18 protein-coding genes are annotated in these 17,191 nt (G+C 52.6%); 4 read left to right on the top strand and 14 right to left on the bottom strand.

Annotation, left to right across the window (positions count from 1 at the left end; translation table 11 throughout):
• The first annotated feature begins 53 nt into the window (after positions 1-53).
• From pdxH to pdxY, 3 genes are all read left to right on the top strand, one after another.
• Positions 54-710 (top strand): pyridoxamine 5'-phosphate oxidase, encoded by a 657-nt coding sequence (pdxH, locus tag OGW44_RS02970; RefSeq protein WP_047500532.1) that lies wholly within the window; start codon positions 54-56, stop codon positions 708-710.
• A 126-nt stretch (positions 711-836) separates the two neighbouring features.
• A complete protein-coding gene (tyrS, locus tag OGW44_RS02965) occupies positions 837-2,111 on the top strand; it encodes a tyrosine--tRNA ligase (protein WP_003836431.1) in 1,275 nt (424 codons plus the stop codon).
• Between the two features lie 64 nt (positions 2,112-2,175).
• Positions 2,176-3,036 (top strand): pyridoxal kinase PdxY, encoded by an 861-nt coding sequence (gene pdxY, locus OGW44_RS02960; protein WP_019076734.1) that lies wholly within the window; start codon positions 2,176-2,178, stop codon positions 3,034-3,036.
• 87 nt (positions 3,037-3,123) lie between these two features.
• Here the strand turns inward: pdxY and gstA are convergent, their stop codons facing one another.
• From gstA to blr, 12 genes are all read right to left on the bottom strand, one after another.
• Complete coding sequence (gstA, locus tag OGW44_RS02955) at positions 3,124-3,729, bottom strand: glutathione transferase GstA (RefSeq protein ID WP_016153002.1); 606 nt, start codon at positions 3,727-3,729, stop codon at positions 3,124-3,126.
• Between the two features lie 104 nt (positions 3,730-3,833).
• Positions 3,834-5,339: a dipeptide/tripeptide permease DtpA gene (gene dtpA, locus OGW44_RS02950; protein ID WP_016153003.1), complete on the bottom strand. Its 1,506-nt coding sequence runs from the start codon at positions 5,337-5,339 to the stop codon at positions 3,834-3,836.
• Positions 5,340-5,952: 613 nt separating this feature from the next.
• On the bottom strand, positions 5,953-6,588 hold the full coding sequence (nth, locus tag OGW44_RS02945; protein ID WP_016153004.1) for an endonuclease III: 636 nt from the start codon (positions 6,586-6,588) through the stop codon (positions 5,953-5,955).
• Positions 6,588-7,280, bottom strand: a complete 693-nt coding sequence (locus OGW44_RS02940; RefSeq protein WP_185654593.1) for an electron transport complex subunit E — start codon at positions 7,278-7,280, stop codon at positions 6,588-6,590. Before OGW44_RS02940 ends, nth begins: the two co-directional genes overlap by 1 nt.
• Before the next feature lie 3 nt (positions 7,281-7,283).
• Complete coding sequence (gene rsxG / locus OGW44_RS02935) at positions 7,284-7,904, bottom strand: electron transport complex subunit RsxG (RefSeq protein WP_016153006.1); 621 nt, start codon at positions 7,902-7,904, stop codon at positions 7,284-7,286.
• Between the two features lie 9 nt (positions 7,905-7,913).
• A complete protein-coding gene (gene rsxD / locus OGW44_RS02930) occupies positions 7,914-8,966 on the bottom strand; it encodes an electron transport complex subunit RsxD (RefSeq protein ID WP_094169213.1) in 1,053 nt (350 codons plus the stop codon).
• Positions 8,967-11,177 (bottom strand): electron transport complex subunit RsxC, encoded by a 2,211-nt coding sequence (rsxC, locus tag OGW44_RS02925; protein WP_185654594.1) that lies wholly within the window; start codon positions 11,175-11,177, stop codon positions 8,967-8,969.
• Positions 11,170-11,748, bottom strand: coding sequence for an electron transport complex subunit RsxB (rsxB, locus tag OGW44_RS02920; protein WP_006684670.1), 579 nt, complete (start codon positions 11,746-11,748; stop codon positions 11,170-11,172). The genes rsxC and rsxB overlap by 8 nt, the downstream gene beginning before the upstream one ends.
• The gene (gene rsxA / locus OGW44_RS02915) at positions 11,748-12,329 is read right to left on the bottom strand and encodes an electron transport complex subunit RsxA (RefSeq protein ID WP_003029144.1); all 582 of its coding nucleotides are present in this window, start codon (positions 12,327-12,329) and stop codon (positions 11,748-11,750) included. Before rsxA ends, rsxB begins: the two co-directional genes overlap by 1 nt.
• Positions 12,330-12,405: 76 nt before the next feature.
• Complete coding sequence (locus OGW44_RS02910; RefSeq protein ID WP_185654595.1) at positions 12,406-12,846, bottom strand: DUF2569 domain-containing protein; 441 nt, start codon at positions 12,844-12,846, stop codon at positions 12,406-12,408.
• A gap of 91 nt (positions 12,847-12,937) precedes the next feature.
• Positions 12,938-13,153, bottom strand: a complete 216-nt coding sequence (ydgT, locus tag OGW44_RS02905) for a transcription modulator YdgT (protein ID WP_003832804.1) — start codon at positions 13,151-13,153, stop codon at positions 12,938-12,940.
• Between the two features lie 293 nt (positions 13,154-13,446).
• A complete protein-coding gene (gene blr / locus OGW44_RS02900; RefSeq protein WP_019076739.1) occupies positions 13,447-13,572 on the bottom strand; it encodes a division septum protein Blr in 126 nt (41 codons plus the stop codon).
• 241 nt (positions 13,573-13,813) lie between these two features.
• Between blr and OGW44_RS02895 the strand changes: the two genes are divergently transcribed.
• Complete coding sequence (locus OGW44_RS02895) at positions 13,814-14,854, top strand: oxidoreductase (protein WP_016153010.1); 1,041 nt, start codon at positions 13,814-13,816, stop codon at positions 14,852-14,854.
• A gap of 52 nt (positions 14,855-14,906) precedes the next feature.
• Here the strand turns inward: OGW44_RS02895 and add are convergent, their stop codons facing one another.
• Together add and OGW44_RS02885 are read right to left on the bottom strand one after the other, a co-directional pair.
• Entirely contained in the window at positions 14,907-15,908 is a 1,002-nt protein-coding gene (add, locus tag OGW44_RS02890) for an adenosine deaminase (protein ID WP_094169216.1), read from the bottom strand.
• A gap of 100 nt (positions 15,909-16,008) precedes the next feature.
• Positions 16,009-17,181, bottom strand: a complete 1,173-nt coding sequence (locus OGW44_RS02885; RefSeq protein ID WP_049041657.1) for a MalY/PatB family protein — start codon at positions 17,179-17,181, stop codon at positions 16,009-16,011.
• Positions 17,182-17,191: the final 10 nt, after the last annotated feature.

Here is a 17,191-nt window from a genome sequence, read left to right as displayed (position 1 = left end):
TCACCTGGGCGGCGCACAATAGCGTCACCCACTGACAATCCGTAGCCAACATCATGTCTGATAACGACGAATTGCAGCAAATCGCGCATTTGCGCCGTGAATACACGAAAGGCGGTCTCCGCCGCCGCGATCTTCCCGCCGAGCCCCTTGCGCTGTTCGAGCGCTGGCTGGGGCAAGCCTGTGACGCCAAACTGGCCGATCCCACTGCGATGGTCGTTGCTACCGTCGATGAAAACGGTCAGCCTTATCAGCGTATCGTGTTGCTCAAACATTATGATGACAAAGGGCTGGTTTTCTATACCAACCTCGGTAGCCGTAAGGCACATCAGATTGAGAAAAACCCACGCATCAGCCTCCTGTTTCCCTGGCATACGCTGGAACGGCAGGTGATGGTGATCGGCAAGGCTGAGCGCCTGTCCACGCTGGAAGTGGTGAAATATTTCCACAGTCGCCCACGTGATAGCCAGATTGGCGCCTGGGTCTCTAAGCAATCCAGTCGGATCTCCGCGCGCGGTATTCTGGAAAGCAAATTCCTCGAACTGAAGCAGAAGTTTCAGCAAGGGGACGTTCCACTGCCCAGTTTCTGGGGAGGCTTTCGCGTGAGTATTGAGCAGATGGAGTTCTGGCAGGGTGGCGAAAACCGTCTGCACGATCGTTTTTTATACCAACGCGAAGATAACGCGTGGAAAATTGATCGCCTGGCCCCCTAAAGATGCAAAATTCTTGTTTTAAGCGCTGGTGCTGAACAATCCGGCGCTTTATTCTATGTTTCTTTCGCATCAGGCGAAAAGTCGTGTACCGGCTAAGGTGCAGTCGTTTTATACATGGAGATTTTGATGGCAAGCAGTAACTTGATTAAACAATTGCAAGAGCGGGGGCTGGTGGCCCAGGTGACGGACGAGGAAGCGTTAGCAGAGCGACTGGCGCAAGGCCCGATCGCGCTCTATTGCGGCTTCGATCCTACCGCTGACAGCTTGCATTTGGGGCATCTGGTTCCATTGTTATGCCTGAAACGCTTCCAGCAGGCAGGCCATAAGCCTGTCGCACTGGTGGGCGGCGCAACCGGTCTGATTGGTGACCCGAGCTTTAAAGCTGCCGAGCGTAAACTGAATACCGAAGACACCGTGCAGGAGTGGGTGGATAAAATCCGCAAACAGGTTGCGCCGTTCCTCGATTTCGACTGTGGCGACAACTCGGCGATTGCTGCGAACAACTACGACTGGTTTGGCAGTATGAATGTACTGACTTTCCTGCGTGATATCGGCAAACACTTCTCCGTTAACCAGATGATCAACAAAGAAGCGGTGAAGCAGCGTCTGAACCGTGACGATCAGGGGATCTCTTTTACCGAGTTTTCTTACAACCTGCTGCAGGGTTATGACTTTGCCTGCCTGAACAAACTGCACGGTGTTGCGCTGCAGATTGGCGGTTCTGACCAGTGGGGCAACATTACTTCGGGTATCGATTTGACCCGTCGCCTGCACCAGAACCAGGTGTTTGGTCTGACCGTTCCGTTGATCACTAAAGCTGACGGTACGAAATTCGGTAAGACGGAAGGCGGCGCTGTGTGGCTGGATCCGAAGAAAACCAGTCCGTACAAATTCTACCAGTTCTGGATTAACACCGCCGATGCGGATGTTTATCGCTTCCTGAAATTCTTTACTTTCATGGACATTGAAGAGATCAATGCGCTGGAAGAAGAAGATAAAAATAGCGGTAAAGCGCCGCGCGCCCAGTATGTTCTGGCTGAGCAAGTAACGCGTCTGGTTCACGGCGAAGAAGGTCTGGTAGCGGCAAAACGTATTACCGAAAGCTTGTTCAACGGTAATCTGAGCGATTTGAGCGAAGCGGATTTCGAACAGCTGGCGCAAGATGGCGTGCCGATGATCGAGATGGACAAAGGTGCCGATCTGATGCAGGCGCTGGTGGACTCCGAGCTGCAACCTTCTCGCGGCCAGGCACGTAAGACAATCGCGTCTAATGCGGTGACCATCAACGGTGAGAAGCAATCCGATCCGGAATATTTCTTCCAGGAGAGTGATATCCTGTTCGGGCGCTACACCTTACTGCGCCGTGGCAAGAAGAACTATTGTCTGATTTGCTGGAAGTAAGATTTAGTTAGCAGGGGCGTGGGAAACTACGCCCCTTTATTTTTTCAGGGTTGTGGTAAGTAAAATGAAGAATATCCTCGCCATCCAGTCCCACGTTGTTTTTGGTCATGCGGGCAACAGTGCAGCAGAATTTCCAATGCGTCGTCTTGGCGCAAATGTCTGGCCGCTGAATACCGTTCAGTTTTCTAACCACACACAGTACGGCAAATGGACCGGTTGCGTTATGCCGCCGAGTCATCTGACTGACATTGTCCAGGGCATTGCCGATATCGATAAACTCCAGACTTGTGACGCAGTACTGAGCGGCTATCTTGGCTCGGCTGAACAGGGCGAGCATATTCTGGGTATTGTACGCAAAGTAAAAGCGGCCAATCCGCAGGCGAAATATTTTTGTGACCCGGTGATGGGCCATCCGGAAAAAGGGTGTATCGTCGCGCCGGGCGTAGCGGAGTTTCATGTGCGCCATGCGCTTCCGGCCAGCGATATTATCGCCCCGAATTTGGTTGAGCTCGAAATTCTGTGCGAGCATGCGGTGAACAATGTCAATGAGGCCGTGGCGGCAGCGCGTGAGCTCATCGCTCAGGGACCAGAAATTGTGCTGGTGAAGCATCTGGCTCGCGCGGGTATCAGCGCAGATCGTTTCGAGATGCTGTTAGTTACTGCTGAACAGGCGTGGCATATCAGCCGACCGTTAGTCGATTTTGGCGCACGTCAACCGGTTGGCGTGGGTGATGTCACCAGCGGCTTATTGTTGGTTAAACTGCTGCAGGGCGCGTCTTTACAGCAGGCGCTGGAGCACGTGACGGCGGCGGTGTACGAAGTGATGATTGCCACCAAAAAAATGCACGAGTATGAGCTGCAGGTTGTGGCTGCGCAGGATTGTATCGCGAAGCCTGAACACTACTTCAGCGCGACGCAGTTGTAACCAATGCCCGATGGCGCTCACGCTTATCGGGCCTGCGTTTGTTTGGCTGAAAGCCGGGTAAGCGCAAGCGCTTCCCGGCAACAACAATTAATTTAACCCTTCTGCTTTCAACGCCGCGGCAACCGCCGGACGTTCAGCCATACGCGCCATATACGCATCGATATTGCTTAATCCTGCCATATTCAGCTTAACCGCATAGGCCCAACGCAGCACGGTGAACAAATAGGCGTCCGCAATGCTGAAGCGCGAACCGCAGATCCATTGGTTATCTTGCAGCGCGTCGTTCACATACTGCATTTTTTTCTCCAGCAGCGCGCGAACGGTTGGCTTGAAGTCTTCCGGCGTATCGGGACGGAACAGTGGGGTAAAGCCCTTATGCAGTTCTGTCGCAATGTAGTTAAGCCATTCAATGGTTTTGTAACGGGAGAGGCTGCTGGTCGGGGCAAGGAGTTGACGGTCTGGAACGGTGTCCGCCAGGTATTGCATGATGGCGACGCCTTCGGTCAGTAGCGTACCGTCATCCAGCAGCAGCGCGGGAACTTGCCCTTTTGGGTTTACCGCGAAAAAATCATCGCCGTTTTCCAGACGCTTCTTCATCAGATCAACACCATCCAGCGTGAAATCTTTACCGCTCTCACGAAGTGTGATGTGGGAAGCAAGAGAACAAGCGCCCGGTTTGTAGAACAGTTTCATCGGTAACTCCTTTTGGCTGAGGTATATCGTATGGTAGTGCTAGCTCAGGCAAAAAAAAAGCCGCTAACACCAGTTAGCGGCCTGAAAAAGAGTTTCCCTGAGAATTACGCTGTCGCGGCCTTAGAGGCTTTCTCATTGACGTCATCGTCCTGAGTCATACGATTCAGTTTCGGTGCCGTCAGTAGCATCAGAACAGCGATAACAGCCGTAGCAACACCAATCTGCAGGAACACACGACCGTAGACTTCAAGGGACATCAGCGGGTCAGTGACGTTCTCTGGTACAGCCATCATGTTGGCTACGTAACCACCGATGATGTTTGCACCGGCAGTGGTCAGGAACCAGCTACCCATGATGAAGCCCATCAGGCGTTGCGGAACCAGCTGAGCCACCATTGCCAGACCCAGACCGGAGATCATCAGTTCACCGATACTTTGCAGACCGTAGCAGATGATCAGCCAGTTAACGGAAACGATGCCCGCATCGGTAGCGAATTTAGCACCCAGAGGCAGGATCAGGAACGCACCGGAACACAGCACCATACCAATCGCAAACTTGGTTGGCATCGGCAGGGTATCGCCCATCTTGTTATAGATAGCGGCGAGGATTGGGCTACCAATGATGATCCAGAACGGGTTCAGTGCCTGGTACTGCTCAGGTTCGAAAGCAATGCCAAGAATAGAGTGCTCAACGTTACGAATCGCGAAGAAGTTCAGTGAGGTCGGCATCTGGCTGTAAAGCACGAAGAAGATAATCGCTTCCAGCATCAGAATGAAGGCGACGATCATTTTACGACGCGCAGCACCGTGCATGGTGAATGCTTCTTTACCGAAGATAAACACGATACCCAGAGCAATGACGCCCAGAACCATACGTGCGATCTGCTGGTTGTGCAGCAACCAGGTTGCAATCGCGATCAGTACCACGACGCCAACAATAGTCAGCAACAGGTTACGGAAGTTGATCGGCTCAAAGTCAGGTTTAGAACCGTACTGTTTAACCCAGCGCTGACAGAATGCGAAGTTAACAACGGTAATCAGCATACCCACGACGCTCAGTGCGAACGCGGTGCTCCAGCCGTAATGCGCAGCCAACCACGGTGTTGCCAGCATAGAGAAGAATGAACCGATGTTGACGGACATGTAGTACATGGTAAATGCACCATCAAGACGCGGGTCATCTTTGGCATAGCAGGTAGAGAGCAGGGATGATGGGTTTGCTTTAAACAGGCCGTTACCGACCGCAATGGCCGCCATGCCCATATAAACGATACCCGCATCGTGACCAGACCATGCTACCAACGCATAACCGATGGCCAGGACAACGGCACCCAGCATAATGACACGTTTTGTACCCAGAACTTTATCACCTAACCAGCCGCCAATGGCAACCAGACCGTACACCAGGGCGCTAAAGGACGAGAAAAGGGTGATGGAATCCGCTTCTGACATACCCAGTTGTTTAACCAGGTAGACGGCCATAATTCCTTGCAGGCCGTAATAACCAAAACGCTCCCACAGCTCAATAGAGAAAATGAGATAGAACGCTTTTGGTTGTTTGAAGGCGTTTAAACTCACGCTTTCTGTTGGTTTATTGTTTGCAGTAGACACTTTTACCTCTTTTTTTACATCCCATATCAACGGGGGTGTTCAGGCACGTGATGAGTCAAGTTCATCCGTCCGATTGTTATAGTGGGAGGGGAAACGGCAAGTAATGTTCACTATCTTGACCATTCAGACAAGTGGTTTGTAATAATCTGTTACATATATCATGACTGGTGAAATCGTCGGGACTGTGAAATGTTATCTAGCGTTAAATTTCTTCATTTGAAAAATGGCAGATTTTTACACTGTTTAATCAGGGTAAAAACCGCAATGTGGCGATATGTTCTGCTATTTGCGCTTGAATCCAGTGATATAGGCCATTATCTGAAAAATAGCCAGTGTAATGTTTTGTTTAGAAACTGTTCAGTTAGGTCATCTGATTGTCACTTTAACTAAAAAATAAATATTTTTTAACATTGTGTTATCTGGATGATCTGGATCACGTATAGATAGAAATTTCTTTTACTAAAAAAACGATTAACCTGCTCAGGTGTTAATTAACAAGAATATTGCATTAGATATGCGCGGTTGAACGGCATCATTGTCGGGAAAATAAACTCAGGGGAGTGCATAACTAATCGTTATGTTAGCGAGGGGCGAGCAGTATGCCCCGGCAGCATCAGATATCGACTTTCTCTTTGAATTCGCAAAGATCTTCGATAATGCAGGAACCGCAGCGCGGCTTTCTGGCTATACAGGTGTAGCGGCCATGAAGAATTAACCAGTGATGGCAATCGACTTTAAATTCACTGGGTACGACTTTCAGCAGCTTCTCTTCAACCTGCTCGACGTTCTTACCTGGGGCGAACTGGGTACGATTACAAACGCGAAAAATATGGGTGTCTACGGCAATAGTGGGCCAGCCAAAGGCGGTATTTAACACCACATTAGCCGTCTTTCGCCCAACCCCGGGCAGGGCTTCTAATGCGGCCCGGTCTTCAGGCACTTCACCATTATGCTGCTCCAGCAGAATGCGGCAGGTTTTAATCACGTTCTCCGCTTTGCTGTTAAACAAACCGATTGTCTTGATGTAGGACTTAACCCCTTCAACGCCAAGCTCCAGCATCGCGGCTGGCGTATTGGCGATGGGGTAGAGCTTAGCCGTCGCTTTATTGACGCTGACATCGGTGGCCTGCGCGGAGAGCAAGACTGAAATCAGCAGTTCGAACGGCGATGTAAAATTTAGCTCGGTTGTCGGATGCGGATTGTTCTCACGCAGGCGCGTCAGTATTTCCAGCCGTTTTGCTTTGTTCATTACACATTCCCTGTTTCACCGGCCGGACTGTCCGTGACAGCCGCCTCGGCACGACGTTTCTTCATTTTCTCATCAATCAGATACTTAACAGCCAGCATCAGACCCAGGCCAATAAACGCGCCTGGTGGCAGCATGGCCAGCAGAAACGGCGTATCGGTATGAAAGATCTCAACGCGCAATACTTTGGCCCAGCTACCCAACAAACCGTCTGCGCCATCAAAGAGTGTACCGTTACCAATTATTTCACGTAGCGAGCCCAGAACAAACATGGCGCCAGTTGCGCCCATGCCGATGGAAAAACCATCGAGTGCGGATAGCGCAGGGCCTTTTTTGGCTGCGAAGGCTTCAGCGCGGCCAACAACAATACAGTTGGTCACAATCAGCGGGATAAAAATGCCCAGAGACTGATACAGGCCAAATGCGTAGGCATTGATCAACATTTGCACCGCGCTCACCACGGAGGCGATGATCATGACATAAATCGGAATACGTATTTCAGGCGGTGTCCAGCGACGAAGGGCAGAAATCGTCAGGTTCGTCAGCGTCAGGACGAGCGTAGTCGCGAGTCCCAGGCCCAGCGCGTTAGTGGCGGTCGAGGTGACGGCCAACAGCGGACACATCCCGAGTAACTGCACAAGCGCGGAGTTATTTTTCCATAACCCTTGGACAATAATGTCTTTAATTTCGCTCATGGTTTATTCTCCACAGGCGCTAAGTTGAGGAAGTTGCGCGGGCAGCGTCTGCGCATACAAACCGGCGCGTTTTACTGCATTAACTACCGCACGCGGCGTAATGGTTGCGCCAGTAAACTGGTCAAAGTCGCCGCCGTCTTTTTTCACCGCCCAGTGAGCGTCGTTACCCGCAGCGATCGTTTTGCCGCTAAAGTGGGTGATCCAGTCGGACAGTCGCAGTTCGATTTTATCACCCAGCCCTGGCGTTTCATGATGTTCGGTCACCCGCGTACCCAACACGGTACCCGAAAAATCGACACCAACCAGCAGTTGAATAGCCCCGGAATAACCATCTGGCGCCGTAGCTTCAAGAATTGCTGCAACGGGACGATCGTCCTGGCGGGCAATATACACTCGGTGAGTGCCTTTGCCCAACGCCTGCGCATCGACCAGATAACAACTTTCGGACAAGTTATTATTGTAGCGATCGCCAGGCAGAACCTGATCGAACAGCGTTTTTTGCTGCAGCGCGGCCTGTTCATCAATGGTGGACTTGGTTAATTGATTGATTGCCGCGGTTAACCCCGTCGAGCCCGCTGCAAACAGCGCCAGAGTAATACCGTGTTTACGAATCGTTTTCAGCATAGGGAGTCCTTAGCGATGTCCGTACACGCGAGGGCGGGTGTAATAATCAATCAGGGGAACCGTGATATTTGCCAGCAATACGGCAAAAGCCACGCCATCAGGATAACCGCCAAAACTGCGAATCAACCACACTAACAGGCCCGCAAGTGCGCCAAAAATCAGGCGGCCACGGTTGGTTGTTGATGCTGTAACGGGATCGGTAAGAATAAAGAATGCACCCAGCATGGTCGCGCCGGAAAGTAGGTGCAACTGAGGCGAGGCCAGCGAATCTGGCGAGAAAATCCAGCCTAAAGTGGCACAAACGGCGAGCGACAGTAGGAAGCTAACCGGGATATGCCAGCGAATCGCTTTCTGCCATAGCAACACGACGCCGCCCACCAGCCAGGCAAGGTTAACCCACTGCCAGCCAGCGCCTGCAAGCATGCCGCTGTAGATTGGGTATTGCATCACCTGCTCAACAGTACGTCCCGCATGCAGCGAAGTCTTAAAGGTATCGAGAGGTGTTGCCTGACTGATACCATCAATACCCATACGCAGCGTGTTCATATCCCCGCCGCTGGCGGTATGTCCGCTAAAGATAACGTTCAGGGCGTCAAAAAAACCAGGCACAGTCGCCGCAATTTCATGCGGCGGCAGCCAGCTTGTCATCTGTACCGGGAATGAGATAAGCAGCACCACGTAACCAATCATGGCGGGGTTAAACGGGTTCTGACCGAGGCCGCCATACAGCTGTTTAGCAATGATAACGGCGAATACCGTGCCTAAAACTACCATCCACCAGGGGGCGAGCGGGGGAATACTCACGGCCAGCAGTAACCCGGTGAGCAACGCGGAGTTGTCTTTTAAAATCGCGGCAATGGGTTGTTTGCGCAGTTTAAGCACGCCCGCTTCGGCGGCGATAGCGCTGATGGCGGCCAGAACTATCTGGAACAACGTACCCCAGCCAAAGAACCACAGCTGAGCGGCGATCCCCGGCAATGCAGCCAGTAATACCAGCATCATGATACGCGATGTCTGGCGCTGGTTATGGGTATAAGGGGAGCTTGCTATTCTGAATACCATTTATTCCTCGTTTACAACCTGCTGCTGGGCGGCTTTCTTTGCCTGAGCGCGTGCAATAGCGGCCGCGACGGCGGCTTTACGCGGATCCACCGGTTCGACTGTTTCCGTAACCGTCTGCTGCTCGAGCTTGCGAGCTTTGGCGCGGGCGATAGCCGCTTCCACGGCGGCTTTACGCGGATCCACCGGTTCGACTGTTTCCGTAACCGCCTGCTGCTCGAGCTTGCGAGCTTTGGCGCGGGCGATAGCCGCTTCCACGGCGGCTTTACGCGGATCCACCGGTTCGGCTGTTTCCGTAACCGTCTGCTGCTCAAGCTTGCGGGCTTTGGCGCGGGCGATTGCCGCTTCCACGGCGGCTTTACGCGGATCCACCGGTTCGGCTGTTTCCGTTACGGTTTCCTGCTCAAGCTTGCGGGCTTTGGCGCGGGCGATTGCCGCTTCCACTGCAGCTTTACGCGGATCCACCGGTTCGGCTGTTTCCGTTACGGTTTCCTGCTCGAGTTTGCGGGCTTTGGCGCGAGCGATTGCCGCTTCCACTGCAGCTTTACGCGGATCGACCTCTGTGCTGCTGCCTCCAGCTTGGGGAGGGTTTTCCATCCGGGTTGCGCGAGCTTGCGCCTTACGCGCCTCGCGTGCGGCAATCACGGCACTATTGTCTGGTTTTTCGCCAGCCTGAATGACCACCGGCTGCATTGCCTGAGCCTGCTTTTCTTTTACGCGAGCCAGCGCGGCGGCAATGGCATCATGATCTTTAGCCGCAGGCTGAACGGCAGCGCTTTTGTGACGTTCAAGACGTGCTGCTTTTTCACGTTCGAGTCGCGCCTGTCGGGCTTCAAATCGCGCTTTCGCTTCAGCGGCACGTTTTTCTTCCTGACTAATGGCATAAATCTCGGCTTTTTCCTGACGGAAATACTGCACCAGTGGAATATTGCTTGGGCATACCCAGGCGCAGGCACCGCATTCAATGCAGTCCGCGATATTGTGCGCCGTTGCTTTGTCGTGCTGCTGCCCTTTACTGAACCAATAAAGCTGTTGCGGCAGGAGATCGGCCGGACAGGCATCGGCGCATGCGCTACAGCGAATGCAGCCTTTCTCTTCCGGCGTTTCTCCCATTTCACTGGCAGAGGGCGCCAGAAGACAGTTGGTTATCTTCACCACCGGTACATCCAGCCACGGCAGCGTAAAGCCCATCAGCGGCCCGCCCATAATCACCATCTGGTCAGCGGAAGGGCAGAAGCCCGCGTCATTGAGCAGATGACGAACCGGCGTGCCTAAACGCGCCCAGACGTTGCCCGGACGGCTGACGGCTTCGCCGGTCAGCGTCACGACACGTTCGGTAATCGGTTCTCCGTCAATCACCGCACGTTTAATCGCGTAGGCGGTTCCAACGTTTTGCATCAGCACGCCGATATCTGAAGAGCGTCCCCCGTGGGGAACCTGCTTGCCGGTCAGGATTTGCGTTAACTGTTTGGCCCCGCCTGACGGGTACTTGGTGGGGATCACGCGTAAGCTGATATCGTGTGAATCAGCCAGCACCGCGCGCAGCATGGAAATTGCCTGTGGCTTGTTATCTTCAATGCCCAGTAGAATTTCGCGTGGCTGAAGAATATGCGCCAGGATGCGGATACCTTCGACGACCTGCGCCGCGCAGTCCTGCATCAGGCGGTCATCAGCCGTAATGTACGGCTCGCATTCAGCAGCGTTAATGATCAGCGTTTCAATTTTATCTCCGCCGCCCTGCAGCTTAACGCCGGTGGGAAAACCCGCGCCACCCAGTCCGGCGACGCCGAACTGGTGAATACGTGCGATCAGCTCTTTCCGGCTGCGGGAACGGTAATCGGCCCAGCCGTCTCGCTCAATCCAGCGATCTTCGCCATCGGCGTCAATAATAACGCTCAGCTCAGCTAATGCCGATGGATGTGCAGTAGAATGCGGGGCAATAGCAACAACGGTGCCTGACGTTGGCGCATGTACCGGAAGCATTTTACCACGCCCAAGGGTTAACGCCTGACCACGCAGCACGGTGTCGCCAACGTTTACGCACAGCTCACCCTCCGCGCCAATATGTTGTTTCAGCGGAATAACAAAGCGTGGCGCCAGCGGAACCTGTCGCAGCGGCGTACCGTTCGACTGGGTCTTCATTTCTGGTGGATGAATGCCGCCATCAAAGTCCCAGATTTTGTTTTTTCTGAATGCAGAGAATAACTTAAACATGTTGTTCCACGGGAATGATGCGCACAGGGATGGTGTTTAAATCCCATTTCCAGCTATCAGGTGTCTCGGCCACCGGGCGTAATTCGATACATTGCGTCGGGCACGGATCAACGCACAGGTTGCACCCGGTGCAGAGATCGCTCATCACCGTGTGCATGGCGCGGGTCGCGCCCACGATCGCATCAACCGGGCAGGCCTGAATGCACTTTGTACAACCGATACAGTTATTTTCATCAATGACCGCCAGCATACGCACGGGGGTAACATCGTGTTCATCACCATCAATCGGCTGCGGGTCGACGTTCAGCAGGGCGGCAATTTTTAACATCACCGCTTCGCCTCCGGGTGCGCAACGGTTGATTTTTTCGCCCTGAGAGCCGATCGCTTCAGCGTAAGGATGACAGCCCGGATAGCCGCATTGTCCACACTGGCTTTGCGGGAGAATTTCATCAATTTTCTCCACGACAGGATCATCTTCGACGGCAAAACGTCGTGAGGCGTAACCCAAAATAGCGCCGAACGCCAGACCCAGTAGACTCACTGCGGCAACGGCAATCCAGATAGCATTCATTACAACTTCACCAAACCACTAAAGCCCATAAAGGCCAATGACATTAAACCAGCGGTAATCAGCGCAATCGCATTACCGCGAAACGGAGCAGGCACGTCCGCCACGGCGAGGCGTTCGCGGATCGCGGCGAACAGTACCATCACCAGTGAGAAGCCGACGGCGGCGGAAAAACCGTATAGCGCCGACTGTAAAAAGTTATGACCGAGATTGATATTCAGTAACGCCACGCCTAATACCGCGCAGTTAGTGGTGATCAGCGGTAGGAAGATCCCCAACAGGCGGTAAAGTGCAGGGCTGGTTTTGCGTACAACCATCTCGGTAAATTGCACGACGACGGCGATGACCAGAATAAAAGCCAACGTGCGCAGATAGATGAGATTGAGTGGAATGAGGATCCATGTGTCAATCAGCCATGCGCAGATGGATGCCAGTGTCATGACAAACGTCGTGGCAAGGCCCATACCCATTGCGGTTTCCAGTTTTTTAGAAACGCCCATAAACGGGCAGAGCCCCAGAAACTTGACCAGTACAAAGTTATTGACCAGTACAGTTCCGACAAACAGCAGCAGGTAATCAGTCATTTTTCGGCCTGAAATAAAAAAGCCGCCTATTATCTGACAATCTACAACAGGCGACAACAGGTTAACTGTAGGGTTATTACGGATTCACAAACGTCGATTTAACGCGTTGCGAGCGTTTGAAATAGGGCACCAGCAGTGCTGCAGCCAGCAATGGGAACAGCAGTTGGCGCACGGCAAAGGCGTCCGGAACCGGTGAAAACGCAAACGCTTTCATCGCCAGTAACACGGAGATCAGCAGCCATAGAATATAATGCTTAGGCACACAGGCTCTGCGTTTGAAAAACGCAATCGTCAGCCACAGCGTGTAATACCACATGGCAATCGCGGTAATAAAAGAGACGCCCCATAACAGCAAATTTGCCGTACTTTGCGCACCCAGCGTTTGGAAGGTTTGCGGTGTAGCCAGCGCAGTGACATAAAGTAATAACGCCAGCGAAGCGCTCAACAATGCGACTAACAGCCAGGCCAGTGGCCCAAGTAGCCAGCCCCCGATACGTTGTGCCGGTGTGGTAGTCATCTCTTCTCCAGGTTTACGCGCGCAATCAAACATGCCATTCATTTTGGGGCAATTATTATAAAGCTTTTAACGTTGAGCGCTACTTTCTTCTTTATTGCACGTAATGCCAGACTGATTTGGGTACCTGACCAACATCAAACAGACGACCTCCTGAGATAAGCTCCGCACGGCGATGGTCTGCAGCGCGATACATATTGATAATGTCGCTATCGTCGGTGAGCGTGTAGTTAAGATGGTCGAACAGTTTTTCCAGACTTTCGAGTGAACTGATTTTGCGGAATTTTAATAAGTAATCCTGAACAGTCATAAATGGAAATCCATATTAATAAAATAATACCAACGGAGTAGTAAATATAAATAATAAACAACATGCACAGGTAAAAGCGGATTGACGCGCAAATGTGAGAAGAGTGTTCATACCTGTGGAAAAGCAGGCGCTATGCGCACCTGCGGTAAGGGTAACGCGCTTCGCTACAGCAGGCAATATGCACCGGAGTGGGATGCGGCATTATTCTCTTTTTTTGACAAAATTCGATCTTTTGCTGCCAAACCCTGCCGTTACTCGATGTTAATTGCCGGGTTATAAGGGACTGCAGATGCTTATTTCTTCTGAACAGCAGCAACGGGCTCCGGTGGCTGGTAATTGTCAATATGATTGGCAACACCCAGCAGGATCACAGAGACGGTGAGAACAATCCAACCTGCTAATTCAATAAGACGATTCATTACTGATGACATTTGCTTTGATTTATCCATAAACACAGGCTGCAAATGTTACTAATCTCTCAATAATACAGCAAGATAATTGGGAACGATTTCTCCCTCTTTTTCGCTGCAAGTTAAGCATAAGTGGCATATGTTTGACTTAAGTTAATAAACAACCTTTGTAGCGCAATGGTTATTAAACTATTGAGACGTTGCAGGGTATGGTGTGAAATAGATAAGTCCTGAATTGAGAGGCTATAACATGAGTGACAACATCCGCGTTGGGCTAATTGGCTATGGTTACGCCAGTAAAACCTTCCATGCCCCCCTGATTGTGGGCACACCGGGCCTCGAACTGGCTGCGGTTTCCAGTAGTGATGAAGCAAAAGTGAAGGCAGACTGGCCAACGGTGGCGGTTGTTGCTGAGCCTAAACACCTTTTTAACGATCCGAATATCGACCTGATTGTGATCCCCACGCCTAATGACACTCACTTCCCGTTAGCGAAGGCTGCGCTGGAAGCGGGCAAACATGTGGTTGTTGATAAGCCTTTCACCGTGACACTGTCACAAGCGCGCGAACTGGATGCGTTGGCGCGTAGCCTTGGCCGCGTGCTGTCCGTTTTCCATAACCGCCGCTGGGACAGTGATTTTCTGACGTTGAAAGCCCTGCTGGCGGATGGCGTTTTGGGGGAGGTGGCGTATTTCGAATCCCATTTCGATCGATTCCGCCCCCAGGTTCGTGACCGCTGGCGTGAACAGGGGGGGCCGGGAAGCGGCATCTGGTATGATTTAGCACCGCATCTTCTGGATCAGGCGATTAACCTGTTTGGTTTGCCCGTCAGCATGACGGTAGACCTGGCTCAGCTCCGCCCAGGTGCGCAAGCGACGGATTACTTCCATGCCATCCTGACTTACCCGCAGCGTCGTGTGATTCTGCACGGCACCATGCTTGCTGCCGCTGAGTCGGCCCGTTATATCGTGCACGGATCGCGTGGCAGCTATGTGAAGTATGGTCTTGACCCGCAGGAAGAGCGCCTGAAAAATGGCGAGCGACTGCCTCAGGAAGACTGGGGTTACGACATGCGCGATGGCGTGTTGACGCGAATAGAAGGCGAAGAGCAGGTTGAAGAGACCTGGCTGACTGTACCGGGTAATTACCCGGCGTACTATGCTGGCATTCGTGATGCGCTAAATGGTCACGGTGAAAACCCGGTACCGGCGAGACAAGCTATTCAAATCATGGAGCTGATTGAGCTGGGTCTTGAATCTGCGAAACATCGCTCGACGCTGTGCCTTGCCTGATTAGGCAAATGCCGGATGGCGATGCTCAGCATCTCATCCGGCACTTTAACCGTCACGCTGCGGCGACTTTCTCGCGCAGGGCACGTTTTTCTTCGTTACTCAGAAATGCCATTTCCAGGCCGTTGATTTGCGCCTGACGGATCTGTTCGCGCGTGAGTCCTGCCGCTGGCGCGGCAATGGTGTACTCGTGAATAATATCCACACCCTGTACCGCCGGATCGTCCGTATTCAAGCTGGCTAAAACGCCATGCTCAAGGAATGTTTTCAGCGGGTGGGTTGCCAGAGAGGCGACGGTGCTGGTCTGAATGTTCGATGTCAGGCAGGATTCGATGCCGATACGGTGTTCGGCGAGGTAATCCATCAATGCACGATCTTCAACGGCTTTTACGCCGTGACCAATACGTTCTGCGCCCAGCTCTTTAATAGCCTGCCAGATACTTTCTGGTCCCGCGGCTTCGCCCGCATGCACGGTAATACGCCAGCCGGCGTCGCGCGCCTGATTGAAATGCGACAGGAACAGACTGCCCGGGAAACCGAGTTCGTCACCAGCCAGATCCAGTGCCGTAATATGGTCACGGTGGGCTAACAGCGCATCCAGTTCCTGCAGGCAGGCGGCTTCGCCAAAGGTACGGCTCATAATGCCAATTAAGCGAGCTTCGACGCCAAAGGTCTTGCAGCCCTCGCGAACGCCGGCAATGACGGCTTCAACCACGCCCGCAACGGGGAGTTGATGCGCCATCGCCATATAGCCGGGTGAAAAACGTAATTCTACATAGTGCAGGCCGTTACGTGCTGCATCCTCAATATTCTCAAATGCCACGCGGCGACACGCATCCAGCGAGGCCAGTACCTTCACGCCCCAGTCGAGCTTGGATAAAAAGCTCACTAAATCCGGCTCAGTTGATGTGACTTGCACATGAGGGATCAGCGTTTCCAGCGTTTGTGCCGGAAGCGTTAAATTGAACTGACGACCCAGTTCCAGGATCGTTTGGGCACGGATGTTACCATCAAGGTGGCGATGGACGTCGGTCAGGGGGAGGGAAGTATCAATCATGGTCGCACTCGTGTATTTAGGTAAAGTGCGTCGTATTATATGAAAAAATCGGGATAAAAAGCTATGTTGCGCAATGAATAATTTCATTGCGCAAACTTAATTAGCGTACAGAACGGATGGCGTTAATCAGCCCCTGAACGCCTTTTTCAAGCTTGGATCTCGGGCATCCGGCATTGAGACGTACAAAACCGCGACCTTCTTCTCCGTAGGTGTATCCCGGCATGATAGCCACTTTCTGCTGGTGGATGAGAGCATCCTGCAAGGCATGGTCATCAATATTGAGCGGACGCAGGTCAATCCATGCCAGATAGGTGGATTGCGGAATCTGCCAGTTGAGTTCGGGGAATGCGGCATTAAGTTCACGAGCTACGTAATGCAGATTGCTGGCAAGATAATCGCGCAGCGCATCAAGCCAGCTTGCACCCTGTTGATAAGCGGCAATATGTGCGCTAAGCGCCAGCACCGCAGGCGAGGAAAGACCATCGCGGCCTTTTAACGCGCTGAGGTAATCGTTGCGGCTTTGAGCATCTTCAATGAGTCCGTAAGCCCCGGTTAGTGCCGGAATATTAAAACTCTTTGAGCCGGAAGTGAGCAGTGCCCAACTGCCACGCGCGACGTTACTCCACGGGATGTGCGGCCGGTCTGACCATACCATATCCATATGAATCTCATCGGAGATAACTTTTACACCATGGCGCTGACACAGTTCCGCCATGGCTTCCAGCTCGTCGCGCGTCCACACTTTGCCCGTTGGGTTTTGTGGGCTGCAAAGCAGAAGAATTTTGCTTTCAGGTCGAGACAGGGCTTTCTCCAGCGCAACCATGTCGCAAAACCAGCCGTCGGCGCGTTTTTCTAGTCCGACTGCGCACACCTGGCGCTGATTACCTTCAATCGCTTTGTAAAACGCATCGTACGCCGGAGTATGGATAACCACCGCATCGCCCACGGATGACCACTGGCGGATCAACTCCGACACCATATAGATGACCGAGGGGCCGTATACCAGCGACTGAGGATCTATTTGGGTGTTATGTCGCGAAAGAAACCAATGGCTTATCGCCGCCAGAAACTCATCGTTTTTCCAGCGGCTGTAACCCAACACGCCATGTGACAGGCGCTGAGTCAGCGCCTCCAGAATGCAAGGTGCGGTGGCAAAATCCATATCGGAGATGGTGAATGGCAGCAGGTCGGCTGAACCAAAACGGTCGGCAACGTAATCCCACTGAGTACACCAGGTACCGTGCCTGTCCACAACCTTTGAAAAATCAAACATATTGTTATCC

Origin of the sequence: Citrobacter sp. Cb023 (genome assembly GCF_030336805.1) — a bacterium.
GTDB lineage: Bacteria > Pseudomonadota > Gammaproteobacteria > Enterobacterales > Enterobacteriaceae > Citrobacter > Citrobacter braakii.
The sequence above is the reverse complement of the archived record's forward strand: the minus strand, read 5'-3'. Positions and strand labels throughout refer to the sequence as shown.

Coding starts and splice junctions, on each gene's coding strand:
- pdxH (WP_047500532.1), top strand. CDS start 54: ATGTCTGATAACGACGAATTGCAGCAAATCGCGCATTTGCGCCGTGAA.
- tyrS (WP_003836431.1), top strand. CDS start 837: ATGGCAAGCAGTAACTTGATTAAACAATTGCAAGAGCGGGGGCTGGTG.
- pdxY (WP_019076734.1), top strand. CDS start 2,176: ATGAAGAATATCCTCGCCATCCAGTCCCACGTTGTTTTTGGTCATGCG.
- gstA (WP_016153002.1), bottom strand. CDS start 3,729: ATGAAACTGTTCTACAAACCGGGCGCTTGTTCTCTTGCTTCCCACATC.
- nth (WP_016153004.1), bottom strand. CDS start 6,588: ATGAACAAAGCAAAACGGCTGGAAATACTGACGCGCCTGCGTGAGAAC.
- OGW44_RS02940 (WP_185654593.1), bottom strand. CDS start 7,280: ATGAGCGAAATTAAAGACATTATTGTCCAAGGGTTATGGAAAAATAAC.
- rsxG (WP_016153006.1), bottom strand. CDS start 7,904: ATGCTGAAAACGATTCGTAAACACGGTATTACTCTGGCGCTGTTTGCA.
- rsxD (WP_094169213.1), bottom strand. CDS start 8,966: ATGGTATTCAGAATAGCAAGCTCCCCTTATACCCATAACCAGCGCCAG.
- rsxC (WP_185654594.1), bottom strand. CDS start 11,177: ATGTTTAAGTTATTCTCTGCATTCAGAAAAAACAAAATCTGGGACTTT.
- rsxB (WP_006684670.1), bottom strand. CDS start 11,748: ATGAATGCTATCTGGATTGCCGTTGCCGCAGTGAGTCTACTGGGTCTG.
- rsxA (WP_003029144.1), bottom strand. CDS start 12,329: ATGACTGATTACCTGCTGCTGTTTGTCGGAACTGTACTGGTCAATAAC.
- OGW44_RS02910 (WP_185654595.1), bottom strand. CDS start 12,846: ATGACTACCACACCGGCACAACGTATCGGGGGCTGGCTACTTGGGCCA.
- ydgT (WP_003832804.1), bottom strand. CDS start 13,153: ATGACTGTTCAGGATTACTTATTAAAATTCCGCAAAATCAGTTCACTC.
- blr (WP_019076739.1), bottom strand. CDS start 13,572: ATGAATCGTCTTATTGAATTAGCAGGTTGGATTGTTCTCACCGTCTCT.
- OGW44_RS02895 (WP_016153010.1), top strand. CDS start 13,814: ATGAGTGACAACATCCGCGTTGGGCTAATTGGCTATGGTTACGCCAGT.
- add (WP_094169216.1), bottom strand. CDS start 15,908: ATGATTGATACTTCCCTCCCCCTGACCGACGTCCATCGCCACCTTGAT.
- OGW44_RS02885 (WP_049041657.1), bottom strand. CDS start 17,181: ATGTTTGATTTTTCAAAGGTTGTGGACAGGCACGGTACCTGGTGTACT.